At 72.4% G+C, this 12,426-nt stretch carries 12 protein-coding genes and 1 pseudogene; 10 read left to right on the top strand and 3 right to left on the bottom strand.

Annotation, left to right across the window (positions count from 1 at the left end; all coding sequences use genetic code 11):
- Positions 1 to 138 precede the first annotated feature (138 nt).
- The 3 genes from ABGB17_RS30085 (at position 139) to ABGB17_RS30075 (ending at position 3,865) form a co-directional block, all read left to right on the top strand.
- On the top strand, positions 139 to 1,260 hold the full coding sequence (locus tag ABGB17_RS30085; protein WP_347635540.1) for a hypothetical protein: 1,122 nt from the start codon (positions 139 to 141) through the stop codon (positions 1,258 to 1,260).
- A gap of 155 nt (positions 1,261 to 1,415) precedes the next feature.
- Positions 1,416 to 3,140 carry an L-arabinonate dehydratase gene (araD, locus tag ABGB17_RS30080; protein ID WP_347635538.1) on the top strand — a complete coding sequence of 575 codons (1,725 nt, stop codon included), beginning with the start codon at positions 1,416 to 1,418 and terminating at the stop codon, positions 3,138 to 3,140.
- A gap of 44 nt (positions 3,141 to 3,184) precedes the next feature.
- On the top strand, positions 3,185 to 3,865 hold the full coding sequence (locus ABGB17_RS30075) for a GntR family transcriptional regulator (protein WP_347635644.1): 681 nt from the start codon (positions 3,185 to 3,187) through the stop codon (positions 3,863 to 3,865).
- Positions 3,866 to 3,930: 65 nt separating this feature from the next.
- On the opposite strand, the gene ABGB17_RS30070 is transcribed toward ABGB17_RS30075, so the two are convergent.
- Both ABGB17_RS30070 and ABGB17_RS30065 read right to left on the bottom strand, forming a co-directional pair.
- On the bottom strand, positions 3,931 to 4,677 hold the full coding sequence (locus tag ABGB17_RS30070; protein WP_347635536.1) for a ribonuclease activity regulator RraA: 747 nt from the start codon (positions 4,675 to 4,677) through the stop codon (positions 3,931 to 3,933).
- Positions 4,674 to 5,573 carry a dihydrodipicolinate synthase family protein gene (locus ABGB17_RS30065; protein ID WP_347635534.1) on the bottom strand — a complete coding sequence of 300 codons (900 nt, stop codon included), beginning with the start codon at positions 5,571 to 5,573 and terminating at the stop codon, positions 4,674 to 4,676. Before ABGB17_RS30065 ends, ABGB17_RS30070 begins: the two co-directional genes overlap by 4 nt.
- Before the next feature lie 199 nt (positions 5,574 to 5,772).
- Here ABGB17_RS30065 and ABGB17_RS30060 point away from each other — a divergent pair, with 199 nt between their 5' ends.
- From ABGB17_RS30060 to ABGB17_RS30035, 6 genes are all read left to right on the top strand, one after another.
- Positions 5,773 to 7,005, top strand: a complete 1,233-nt coding sequence (locus ABGB17_RS30060; protein WP_347635532.1) for an extracellular solute-binding protein — start codon at positions 5,773 to 5,775, stop codon at positions 7,003 to 7,005.
- Positions 7,006 to 7,030: 25 nt separating this feature from the next.
- The gene (locus tag ABGB17_RS30055) at positions 7,031 to 8,122 is read left to right on the top strand and encodes an ABC transporter ATP-binding protein (protein WP_347635530.1); all 1,092 of its coding nucleotides are present in this window, start codon (positions 7,031 to 7,033) and stop codon (positions 8,120 to 8,122) included.
- 31 nt (positions 8,123 to 8,153) lie between these two features.
- Positions 8,154 to 9,053 (top strand): sugar ABC transporter permease, encoded by a 900-nt coding sequence (locus ABGB17_RS30050; RefSeq protein ID WP_347635528.1) that lies wholly within the window; start codon positions 8,154 to 8,156, stop codon positions 9,051 to 9,053.
- A 25-nt stretch (positions 9,054 to 9,078) separates the two neighbouring features.
- Positions 9,079 to 9,981, top strand: coding sequence for an ABC transporter permease subunit (locus ABGB17_RS30045; protein ID WP_347635526.1), 903 nt, complete (start codon positions 9,079 to 9,081; stop codon positions 9,979 to 9,981).
- Positions 9,982 to 10,101: 120 nt separating this feature from the next.
- Entirely contained in the window at positions 10,102 to 10,584 is a 483-nt protein-coding gene (locus tag ABGB17_RS30040) for a nitroreductase family deazaflavin-dependent oxidoreductase (RefSeq protein WP_347635524.1), read from the top strand.
- Positions 10,585 to 10,761: 177 nt separating this feature from the next.
- Positions 10,762 to 11,943, top strand: a complete 1,182-nt coding sequence (locus ABGB17_RS30035; protein ID WP_347635522.1) for a TIGR03118 family protein — start codon at positions 10,762 to 10,764, stop codon at positions 11,941 to 11,943.
- A 96-nt stretch (positions 11,944 to 12,039) separates the two neighbouring features.
- Here the strand turns inward: ABGB17_RS30035 and ABGB17_RS30030 are convergent, their stop codons facing one another.
- Positions 12,040 to 12,195, bottom strand: a complete 156-nt coding sequence (locus tag ABGB17_RS30030) for a hypothetical protein (protein ID WP_347635520.1) — start codon at positions 12,193 to 12,195, stop codon at positions 12,040 to 12,042.
- Here ABGB17_RS30030 and ABGB17_RS30025 point away from each other — a divergent pair.
- A pseudogene (locus ABGB17_RS30025) lies at positions 12,185 to 12,426 on the top strand (hypothetical protein); the annotation flags it as partial. The gene ABGB17_RS30030 and the pseudogene ABGB17_RS30025 overlap by 11 nt on opposite strands.

The following is a 12,426-nucleotide window of genomic DNA, read 5'->3' as shown; positions in this document are numbered from 1 at the left end:
TCATGCTCGCACCTCGCGGCCGGGGGATGACAACCGGCGTGCCCGGTTGTGCGCACCGCATTGACGTGACCGTAGTGAATGGGTATGCCTGGACAACGCCATTTGTAGGTGAGGGCCCGTAGTGGGAGGCGATGGCTGATGCGCGTGCTGGTGCACGCCTACCCGTGGGACATCATCGGTGATCCACTGTTCACCGGACGGGTGCAGGCTCTTGGCTGCGACGGGGTCAACCTCGCCGCGGCCTATCACACGGTGCGGGCGGCGACGCCCTGGCACCCCGAGCGGGCGTACCTCGACGCGAGGCACGCCGCGCTGTACCGGCCCGTCCGCGCGGGGGCGTGGTCCGGGCGGCGGCTGGTGCCGGGTGCGGCTCCGTGGATGGACACCCCCGACTCCTTCGGCACGGCCGCGACGACCCTCGCCGAGGCGGGGGTGCCGGTGACGGCGTGGGTGGTGCTCACCCACAGCAGCCGTCTCGGCGAGGCCAACCCGGATGTCAGCGTTCTCAACTGCTTCGGCCAGCACTACCCGTGGGCGCTGTGCCCGTCGTGGGCCGAGGTGCGCGAGTACGCGGCGACGCTGGCGGCCGAGTCGGTGCGCGACCTGCCGCTGGCGGGCGTGCTGCTGGAGGCGTGCGGGCAGCTCGGGGCCGACCACGGCGGCCACCACGACAAGACCGACGGCGCGTACGACGCCCGCGCGCGGCGCATGCTCTCGGTGTGCTGCTGCGCCGCCTGCACGGCGGGCTGGGCGGACCGCGGCATCGACCCCGAGCGGGTGGTGCGCGACCTGCGGGCCGCGGTGCGGTCGCGGGAGCACGACCTGGACCCGGCGACGGCCGCCGCGCTGCTGGCCGTGCGGCACGAGGCGGCGGACGAGCTGCGGCACGAGGTGATCGCCGCGCTGCCGCCCGGGCTGCGGGTGACGTTGCACGCCACCCCCGACCCGTGGGCGACCGGCGCCAACCCGGGCCTCGGGCCGCAGGCGGGCAAGGACGTGGACGCGGTGGTGGTGCAGTGCTGGCCGCCCGGGCAGGACTCGGCCGAGCGGGTGCGGCAGGCGCGCCGCGCGCTGCCCGAGCACGTCGCGGTGGGGTCGTACGTCACGGTGCTCCCGCCGATCCGCCCGGAGGAGATGGCGCCCCACGTGCGGCGGCTGGTGGAAGCGGGGGCGCAGGAGATCCACCTGTACCACGCGGGCCTCGCGGGCCCGTCCCGCCACGGCCTGCTCGCCGAGGCCGTCCACGCGGCGCGGTGCTGACTCCGCGCCGGCCCGTGGCGGCGGGCCGGCGCGGGTGGTGTTCCCAGCGGGGGATCATGGCGGGCGCAGGGTGCCGGCCCGCGCGGACCGCCCCGGCACCGGAAAAGCGGACGTCCCTCCGATATCGTGATATATCAGGATATCGAGGAGGGTTCGTGGACCGTCTGGCACCCGAGCAGTTGCGCAGCCACCGGTGGTACGGCACCGAGACCGTGCGGTCGTTCAACCACCGGGCCAGGACCCGGCAGCTCGGCCTGTCCGCCGAGGAACACCTCGGCAAACCGGTGATCGGCATCATCAACACCTGGAACGAGCTCAACCCCTGCCACATCCACCTGCGCGAACGGGCCGAGGACGTCAAGCGCGGCGTGTGGCAGGCGGGCGGCTACCCGGTGGAGCTGCCGGTCATCTCGCTGTCGGAGAGCTTCCAGAAGCCGACGACCATGCTGTACCGCAACCTGCTGGCCATGGAGACCGAGGAGATGCTCCGGTCCTACCCGGTGGACGGGGCGGTGCTCATGGGCGGCTGCGACAAGACGACACCCGCCCTGATCATGGGTGCGACCAGCATGGACCTGCCCGCCATCTTCGTGCCCTGCGGGCCGATGCTCCCGGGCGACCTGCGCGGCGAGGTGCTCGGCAGCGGCACCGACGTGTGGCGCTACTGGGCCGACAGACGCGCCGGGCTGGTGCCCGACAGCGTCATGCGCGACCTGGAGGAGGGCATCGCCCGCTCCCCCGGCCACTGCATGACCATGGGCACCGCGTCCACCATGACGTCGGCCGCCGAGGTGCTCGGCATGACGCTGCCCGGCGCCGCCGCCATCCCCGCCGTCGCCTCCGCGCACGTCCGCATGGCCGCCGCGAGCGGGCGCCGCGTCGTCGAGATGACCTGGGAGGACCTGCGGCCGTCCCGGATCCTGACCGCGGAGGCGTTCGCCGACGCCGTCACCACCGTGCTCGCCCTCGGCGGCTCCACCAACGCGGTCATCCACCTGATCGCCATGGCACGCAGGCGGGGCGTGGACCTCACCCTCGACTCCTTCGACGCGGCGTCCCGCCGGGTGCCCGTGCTGGCCGACCTGCGGCCGAGCGGCACGTTCCTGATGGAGGACTTCTACCTGGCCGGCGGGCTGCCCGCGCTGCTGTCCCGCATCACCGACCTGCTGCACCCCGACCGCGTCACCGTCACCGGGCGCACCTTCGGCGAGGGCATCGCCGACGCGCAGGTGTACGACGAGAAGGTGATCAGGCGGCGCGACGACCCGCTGTCGGAGGAGGGCGGACTCGCCGTGCTGCGCGGCAACCTGGCCCCGGACGGCGCGGTGATCAAGCACGTGGCCGCCGACCCCAGGCTGCTGCGCCACACCGGCCCCGCCGTGGTGTTCGACGGCCACCGCGACCTGATGCGGCGCATCAACGACGAGTCGCTGCCCGTCACCCCCGACTCGGTGCTGGTGCTGCGGGGCGCCGGGCCGCGCGGCGGGCCCGGCATGCCGGAGCAGGGCATGCTGCCGCTGCCCGACCGCCTGCTCAAGGCCGGGGTGCGCGACATGGTGCGCGTGTCGGACGCCCGGATGAGCGGCACCAGCTACGGTGCCTGCGTGCTGCACGTCGCGCCGGAGTCGCATGTCGGGGGGCCGCTGGCGCTGGTGCGGGACGGCGACCTCATCACGCTGGACGTCGAGGCGCGCCTGCTCACGCTGGACGTGCCCGAGGAGGAGCTGGCGCGGCGCCGCGCGGAGTGGACCGCCCCCGAGACGGTGTTCCGCCGGGGGTACGGCTCGCTGTTCGACGCCCATATCCTGCAAGCTGATCAGGGCTGCGACTTCGACTTCCTGACCGGGTCGGGAGGCGCCCCGGAACCCGACACCGAGTGACCACGCGGGAGCGGTGAGTGCGCGACCATATATCGGTGCAGAACATGTCAGACGAGCCGGCCCTGCGGCCGGTGGCCCGGTCCACCACGCGTACCGATCTGGTCGCGGACTCCATCCGTACGGCCATCCTGTCCGGGCGGCTCAAACCGGGCGAGACGCTGGTGGAGCGGCGCCTCGCCGAGCAGCTCGGGGTGTCCAAGACACCGGTGCGCGAGGCCCTGATCGGCCTCGCCACCACCGGTCTGGTGGTGATGAGCCCCAACCGCGGGGTGAGCGTGCGGGTGCTCGACGCCACCGACCTGCGCAAGGCCGGCGAGCTCCGGGTGCTGCTGGAGCCGTGGGCGGTGGCGGGCGCCACCCGGCTCGGGCATCCCGAGATGATCCGCGCCGCCCGGCAGGCGCTGGACGAGGCGGGCGACCTGCTGTCCGGCGAGGACCCCACGGCGCTCAGCCTGGCCAACCGCCGGTTCCACCGCGCGCTCTACTCCGGGTGCGAGAACGAGCTGGTGACCGCCCAGCTCGACAACCTGCAGGACCTCACCGCCCTCGGCACGGTCGCGGTGTTGTGGCCGCGCTGGCCCACCTGGCGCGAGGAGTACACCGAGCACGAACGCATCCTCGCCGCCGCGCAGGCCGGGGACGTGGAGCTGGCCGAGCGGCTGACCCGGTCGCACGTCGAGCGGTCCGTCACGCTGCTGGAACGGCAGGAGCACACCGCGTTGTGAGCGCGCACACCCCACGGGCTCCCGGTCCGGTGTGCTCCCGGAGCCCGTGGGTGGCGTGATCCGCGTCAGTCCCTGCGGCGGTAGGCGCGCAGGGTGTCCTCGTCGGGCGGGTAGGTGCCCCGCAGCGGGGCGCCGTCCTCCACGAGCCCCTGGATGTACTCCTCCAGCCGCTCCTGCTCCAGCGCGTCCCTCGCCACCTCGGCGGCCAGGTGGCGCGGCACGCACACCACGCCCTCGGCGTCGGCCACGATGACGTCCCCCGGGTACACCGCCACCTCGGCGCAGCCGATGGGCACCTGCAGGTCCACCGCGTGGTGGCGGGCGAGGTTGGTGGTGGCGCACACTCCGGCGGCGAACGCGGGCAGCGCGAGCTCGGCGAAGAACGGGGAGTCGCGCACCGCGCCGTCGGTGACGAGGCCCGCCGCGCCGCGCCGCAGCAGCCGGGTGGCGAGGATGCCGCCGATGGACGCGGCGCGGGTCTCGCCGCGGCAGTCCATCACCAGCACCTGCCCGGGACCGACCGACTCCACGGCCCTGCGCTGCGGGTGGTCGTAGTCACGGAACACCGACAGGACGTCGAGGTCCTCACGCGCCGGGATGTTGCGGAGCGTGAAAGCTTCACCGACCATGCGGGTGCACGAGGGGTTGAGCGGCCGCAGCCCCGCGAGGTAGGCGTTGCGCAGCCCGCGGGCGAAGAGCTGGGTGGTCACCGTCGCGGTGGACACCTGCCGCAGCGCGGAGAACACCTCCGGGCCCAGGGTGCCGACGTTCTCCTCCATGCCCCCCTTGTCCCCCTCCACGTGCGCGGTCACGCCGCACCGAGCCGCAGGCCGGAGAGGACGGCGGCCACCTCGGCGCGCTCGGGGCCGGGCAGCGTCGAGATGGGCGGCCGGACGTCACGGCCGCACACCCCGAGCTGGGCCAGGGCCTCCTTGAGCACCGACACGTTGTTGCCGCCCGCGTGCCGGGCCCGCAGGTCCTCGATGGGCTTGAGCTGCCGCCACAGCTCCATCGCGCCCTTCATCTCGCCGTCGCGCAGCCGCGCGTGCAGGGCCAGCGACAACGCGGGCGCGACGACGGCCAGCCCGGACGTGAAGCCGCGTGCCCCGCCCGGCCAGAAGAACGGCGCCCAGCCCTCGGCGAGGCCGCACACCCAGACCAGCTCGGGCAGCGCGTCGGCCATCTCGGCCAGACGCGGCGGGTCGGGCACCGCGTACTTGACGCCCACGACGTTGCGGCTCGCCGCTGCCAGCCGCCCGACGGCCCGCGCGGTGACCAGCGGGGACCGCACGTAGCAGACGACCCCGAGGCCGGGCACCGCGTCGGCGACGGCGCGGTGGTGGTCGACCCAGCCGTCCTCCGACTGGTAGGGGTGCACGGGCTGGTGCACCATGACGGCGTGCGCGCCGAGCCGGGCCGCCTCGCGGGCGAGCTCCGCCGCCCGCGCCGTGTCGTGCCCGACCCCCGCGATGATCACCGCGCCGCCCGCCGCCTCCCTGGTGAGCGCGACGACGCGGTTCAGCTCGGTGTCCGACAGCGAGTAGAACTCCCCGGTGTTGCCGTTGGGCGTGACCGCGCCGATGCCGGCCGCCACCATGCGCGCCACCACGGCGGCGCAGGCCGGCTCGTCGACGCGCCCTGTCTCGTCGAACGGTGTCACCGGTACCGACACCACCGAGGCGAGCGCCTGTCTGACCTCATCGAGCATCTGAGAGCTTCCCTTCATGGACCGCTGCCGGTATCTGGTATATCAGCACATCGCCATGCAGACCTATTGACATATTTCACACGCGTTTCCATTCTGGTGTGCGCGATGGGTGGCGCTTCGCAGCGGGTACGACTTGGCGCCGCCGCCGGCGCATGACCTCACGTCCGCGGCGCCCGGCCGCCGGCGTCGAAGGAGGACCATGAGATCTCCCCGACTCTCCGTGCTCGCCGGCTGCCTGCTCCTCGGCGTCCTGGCCGCCTGCGGCGCGCCGGAACCCGGTGGCGGGACCGCGGGAGGCGCCGCGTGGGCCGACGAACCGGCCGCCGCCGACGTCACGATGCCGTCCGAGCCGGTCACCCTCAACATCGTGGACGTCGCGGGCAACCTGCAGCTCACCCAGCAGATCTTCGACAACTACAAGGCCGCCAACCCCAAGGCCGTCAAGAACATCACCTACACCAAGGTCACCTCCCCCGAGCTCGCCGGCAAGGTGAAGGCGCAGCAGGACGCCAAGCGCCTGGACATCGACCTGGTGCTCACCGGCACCGACGGCCTCGCCGCCGGCCTGCAGCAGGGCCTGTGGGTGGACCTCAAGGGCAAGTACGCCGACAAGCTGCCCGACACCAGCCAGTACCTGGAGCCCGCCGCGGCGATGCTGGAGCTGGCGCAGGGCCGGGGCGTCATCGTCACCTACTACCCGTCCGGGCCGCTGATCGAGTACAACCCGGCCACGGTGACCGACCCGCCGAAGACCGCCGAGGAGTTGCTCGCCTGGGCCAAGGCGCACCCGAAGAAGGTCGGCTACGCCCGCCCGGCCAACTCCGGCCCCGGCCGCACCTTCCTCATGGGGTTGCCGTACATCCTCGGCGACAAGGATCCCAAGGACCCCGTGGCGGGCTGGGACAAGACCTGGCAGTACCTCAAGGACCTCGGGCAGTACGTCGAGTACTACCCGACCGGCACCTCGCAGACCATGAAGGAGCTCGGCGAGGGCACCCGCGACATCATCGTCACCACCACCGGGTGGGACATCAACCCGCGGGTGCTCGGCCAGGTGCCGAAGGACTTCAAGGTCGGCACGCTGGACGGCTTCACGTGGGTGACCGACGCGCACTACATGGTGGTACCCAAGGGCATCACCGGCGAGAAGCTCGCCGTGGTGGCGGATCTGATGAAGTTCGCGCTCACCCCGCAGCAGCAGGCGATCACCTTCGACAAGGGCTACTTCTACCCCGGGCCCGCCGTGAAGGGCGTCACCGTGGACATGGCCCCGCCGGAGAGCCGCCAGGCCATCGCCGACTTCGGCCGTCCCGAGTACGACCGGCTCATCGAGCAGAACCCCAAGGCCGTGCCCCTGGACGCCGAAGCGCTGGTGGCCGCGTTCGACAAGTGGGACAAAGAGGTCGGCGGCGACAAGGTGAAGAAGTCATGACCCCGGTGAACGCCGCGAGGGGCGCGTGACGCGGCAGGAGGCACCGTCCGGCGGCTTCCGCACCTTGCGGCTGGACGGGGTGTCCCGGCGGTTCGGCACCACCAACGCGCTCCACCGCCTGGACCTCACGATCGAGGGGGGCGAGTTCATCGCCCTCCTCGGGCCGTCCGGCTGCGGCAAGTCGACCGCGCTGAACTGCCTGGCCGGGCTGCTCCCCCTCACCGGGGGGAGCATCTGGCTGGACGACGAGCGCATCGACGGGCTGCCGCCGGAGCGACGCGGCTTCGGCATGGTGTTCCAGAACTACGCGCTGTTCCCCCACCTGACCGTGCGCAGGAACGTCGGGTTCGGGCTCGCCATCCGCGGGGTGTCCAAGCAGGAGACGGCGCGGCGGGTGGACGAGGCGCTGGCGCTGGTCGAGCTGACCGACCAGGCGCACAAGCTGCCCGGCAAGCTGTCCGGCGGGCAGCAGCAGCGGGTCGCCATCGCGCGGGCCGTCGTGATCCGGCCGCGGCTGGTGCTGATGGACGAGCCGCTGTCCAACCTGGACGCCAAGCTGCGGCTCCAGATGCGCACCGAGATCCGCAAGCTGCACCAGTCACTCGGGCTGACCACGGTGTACGTCACGCACGACCAGGAGGAGGCGCTCGCGCTGGCCGACCGGGTCGTGGTGCTGCGCGGCGGGGTCGCCGAGCAGATCGGGCCGCCGGAGGACGTGTACACCTACCCGCGCAACACCTACGTCGCCGGGTTCATGGGGTACCGCAACCTGCTGCGGCTGCCGGTGACCGCCCGCGACGACGGCACGGTGACCGTGGCGGAGCCGGGACTGCGGCTCACCGGCACGGCCCAGGAGACCCTCACCGGGGACACCGCCGTGGCGGCGATCCGGCCGGAGGACTTCGTGGTCGGGCCCGTCGGGTCCAACACGGTGCGCGTCTCGGTGGAGGTCGCCGAGTTCCACGGCCGCGAGATGGCCGTGGAAGGGGTCACCGAGTCCGGGCGCGTCATCCACTTCCGGGTGCCGGACCGGCTCCACCCGGGCGAGAAGGTGGAACTCGGGGTGCCGCCCGGGCGGGTACTCGTGTACGGCGACGACCTGCCGGAGCCGGAATGACGGCGCGTCCCCCTGCCCGGGGAGGGCACTGATGGCGGCCACCGCCGGGACGTCCCCGGCGCTGCGGCACCGGCTGGCGGAGCGCGGCATCGACCGGTCGCTGCTGCTGCTGGTGCCCGCGGTCGCCGTGCTGGTGGCGTTGTTCCTCTACCCCATGCTGTACGGCGTCGGGCTGTCGCTGCAGCCGGCCGAGGGGGGCGGGGTGCTGGCCAACTACGCGGCGTTCTTCCAGGACTCCTACCAGAGCGGCACCGTGTGGCGCACCATGCGGCTGGCGCTGCCCGCGGCGCTGATCAACGTGGGCGCGTCGGTGCCCATCGCGTACCGGCTGCGGGGACGGTTCCGCGGTCGCAGGCTGCTCACCGCGATCCTCGTGCTGCCGGTGACGCTCGGCACGGTGCTGGTGGCGGACGGGCTGCTGCGCTACCTCGGGCCCAAGGGGTGGTTCAACCGGGTGCTGCTCGACCTCGGGCTGGTCGACGAACCGGTGCGGCTCATCTACAACTACTGGGGCGTGCTGTTCTCGCTGATCATCACGGGGTTCCCGTTCGCGTTCCTGCTCGTGCTGTCGTACATGTCGGGCATCGACCCGACGTTGGAACGGGCCGCCGCCACGCTCGGCGCCGGGCCACGCCAGCGGGTCCGGTACATCACGCTGCCGCTGCTCGCCCCCGGGCTCGCCACCACGTTCATTCTCGCGTTCGTGCTGGCGTTCTCGGTGTTCCCGTCGGCGAACCTCGTCGGCGAGCCCGCCGACGAGACACGGGTGATGGCCATCGCGGCCTACCAGGCGGCCTTCGAGAAGTACGACTACTCGATGGCCTCCACCATCGCCGTCCTCATGGGCGTGTTCGAGCTGCTGGTCATCGCCCTGGTGCTGCTGTGGCGCGGCCGCCTGTACACCGGTTCGACGGGAGGCAAGGGAGCGTGACGACTCGTGGGAAGGCACCGGACGCATGACCGCGCTCGACCCTGACCCCCCTGCCGCCGCCGTGCCCGCGCCCGCCAAGGCGCGCCGGCCCGGCATCCCGGGCCGGTGGGGGCGGCCGTACGCCTGGCTGGTGTGGGGGGCCGTCGCGTTCTTCCTGGTCAACCTCGGGGCGCTGATCCTGTCCGTCGTCGTGGACTCGTTCGCGACGACGTGGTTCGGCACGTGGCTGCCCGACGGGTACACGCTGGACTGGTACGCCGACGCCTGGCGGGAGTTCGGCCTGGCGCAGGTGCTCCAGGTGACGCTGGTGGTCGCGCTGGCCGTGGTGGGCGTCTCGCTGCTGTTCGGCGTCCCCGCCGCGTACACGCTCGCCCGGCGCGACTTCGCGGGCAAGCGCGTCGTGATGCTGCTGCTCCTGCTGCCGGTGCTGCTGCCGCCCATCACCTACGGCATCCCGCTCGCCACCGTGCTCTACAAGTTCCAGCTCGCCGGCACGCTGTTCGGCGTCATCGCGGCCAACCTGGTGCCCGCGCTGCCGTTCGTCGTGCTGGTCATGACGCCGTTCATCGAGCAGATCGACACCAACATCGAGTCCGCGGCCCGCATGTGCGGCGCCCGTACCCGTCAGGTGTTCACCCGGGTGCTGGTCCCGCTGCTCGTCCCCGGCATCCTCGCGGCCGGCATCCTGGTGCTGGTCCGCACCGTCGCCATGTTCGAGCTGACGTTCCTCGTGGCCGGGCCGGACAGCCAGACCCTCATCGTGGCGTTGTACAGCGCCGCCTTCACCCCCGGCATCCGCGCCGCCCAGGCCATCGACGCCATGGCCGTCATCTACACCGCCCTGTCCGCCACCCTGCTCACCGTCGCGCTGTTCTTCGTCAACCCCACCCAGATCGTCGCGCAGGTCCGCGAGACACCGGCCGACTGAGACCGGGACGTCCCGGTCGTGCCCAGTGACGGCCCGGGACGGGCCCTTGGTCCCTGCCCCGCGGCTCCGCCTCGCCCGAGAGTGAGGCAAAGGCGGGTCAGCGGATGGAGGGAGACGGCGATGAGCGGGATGCCGGCGGTGCGGCGAGGCGCGGTGGCGCGGTGGATGTACCGGACGGGGCGGCCCGGCCGGCTGGCGCGACTGCTGAACAACGGGTGGAAGCACGTGGGGAAGCTCGGGTTGTGGCCGCAACGGCTGGTCACGCTGGAGGTACGCGGCAGGCGCACCGGGCGTCCCATCGCTTTTCCGCTGGTCGTGGCCGACCACGACGGTGAGCGCTACCTCGTCTCGATGCTCGGGGAGAACACGTCGTGGGTGGCCAACGTCCGCGCGGCCGGCGGCCACGCGGTGCTGTGGGACGGGCACCCCCACGCGGTGCGCCTGGAGGAGGTCCCCCCGGGCCTGCGGTCCCCCATCCTGCGCCGCTACCTGCGGAACGCCCCGGGCGCCCGCGCGCACATCCCGGTGAACCGGCACGCGCCGGTCGCGGACTTCAGCCGGGTCGCCGCCGACTACCCGGTCTTCCGCATCCGGGCCCACTGACCCGCCGGGACGCGTCACGCCCGGCCCACGGCGTGCGGCGCCTCCTGATCATCGGGGCCCCGCTCAGGGACGCGTGGGGCGGTGGTGGCGAAACTGTTTGGAATTCCGTTTGAACCGGGGGTGGGGCGGGCGCGTACCTGTGGCCGTACGCACATGCAGACGACATAGGAGGCCTTGATGCGGCCACGCATCGTCACGCTCTGCGCTGCGGCACTCGTCCTGGGCATCACCACCGGCACGATCCCCGCGCAAGCTGATTCCACCGCCCGTCCCAAGGAGTCCACGAGATCCACCACTGGAAGCATTCGGTTCACCTCGGTCCCCTTGATCTCGGACGTGGCGGGTAAGGCCGACGTCACCGACCCCAAGGTGGTCAACCCCTGGGGTCTGGCCATGGGCAAGACACTCTGGGTCTCCAACGCGGGCACGGGCACGGCCACGGTGTACTCCGGCGGCGCCGGGCTCATCACCAAGGAGAAGACCGAGGTCTGGATCCCGGGCGGCACGCCCACCGGGCAGGTCTTCAACAGCACCGACGGGTTCGAGATCTCCTCGAAGGGCAACTCCGGACCGGCGCAGTTCATCTTCGCCAGCCCGAGCGGCGCCATCACCGGGTGGAACGCCGAGGTGGACCCGAAGAACGCCATCATCGCGGCGTTCACGCGGAACGCCGACTACAAGGGCCTCGCCATGATGCACACCAACCGCGGGTCGTTCCTGCTCGCGGCGGACTTCGGACGCAACCGGGTGGACGTCTACGACAGCGACTTCCGCAGGGTGCGGACCTCGCGCTCGGCGTTCCGCGACCAGGCCCTGCCGTCCGACTACCACGCGTTCAACGTCGAGATCGTGGGCACCTCGGTCTACGTCGCGTTCGCCAAGCGCGACCCCGAGACCGGCAAGTCCATCGCCGGCCGCGGCCTCGGCTTCGTCAGCCGCTTCTCCGCCACCGGCCGCTTCCTCGGCCGCGTCGCCGCCCGCGGCGCGCTCAACGCCCCCTGGGCCATGATCTCCGCTCCCCGCGGCTTCGGCGGCCTCTCCGGCGCCCTGCTCGTCGGCAACTTCGGCGACGGCCGCATCAACGCCTACAACGCCCGCACCGGCCGCTACCTCGGCCCGCTGCGCAACGCCACCGGTCAGGCCCTCGCCTTCGAAGGCCTGTGGGACCTGGAGCGCGGCACCGCGGAAAGCGGCGGCGAGAGCTCGGTGTGGTACTCCGCCGGCATCCAGAAAGCCCAGCACGGCGTGGTCGGCCTGATCATGCCCGCCGGCGCCAACCGCGGCACCCCCACCCCGACCTCGTCGGCCACCCCGTCCCCCAGCTCCTCCCCCACCAGCAATAACAACAACAACTACTAAGGATCCAGCACGTATCCGCACGAACAAGCGGAAGTCGGCTGCGGGGTGGCGCGCCCCGCAGCCGTCTTTCGCGTGTTCGGACCCTTTCGTCAAGGGCTACCGGACGGCGAACGCGACGCTCGCGATGCTGGCGATGACCGTGGACAGGACGATCACCACGACCAGGGTGTCGAGGGGATGGCGGCGTTTGGGTGGTGGTACGACCGGGCGTTTCCGCAGGTGGATCTCCAATGGCTGGGGGGTGGGACGCACCGCGGACGGTGACGGGCTGGGCGCCGGTGTCTCGCTGGGACGTGGCGGGCGGGGCGCCGCGAGAGGCGGCCTCGGCCCGGGGGGAGCCGGAGCCGGGGGACGCACGGTCGGCACCGCGGCGGGAGGCGGGACCGGCTGCCTGGTGGGACGAGGACGCGAGGACGCGGTGGGCCGTGCGCTGGGCTGCGGCGGCGGCGCCGCGGTGGGAGCGGGTGCGGTGGGTGATGGGGG

This window comes from Sphaerisporangium sp. B11E5 (genome assembly GCF_039871875.1).
GTDB lineage: Bacteria > Actinomycetota > Actinomycetes > Streptosporangiales > Streptosporangiaceae > Sphaerisporangium.
The sequence above is the reverse complement of the archived record's forward strand: the minus strand, read 5'-3'. Positions and strand labels throughout refer to the sequence as shown.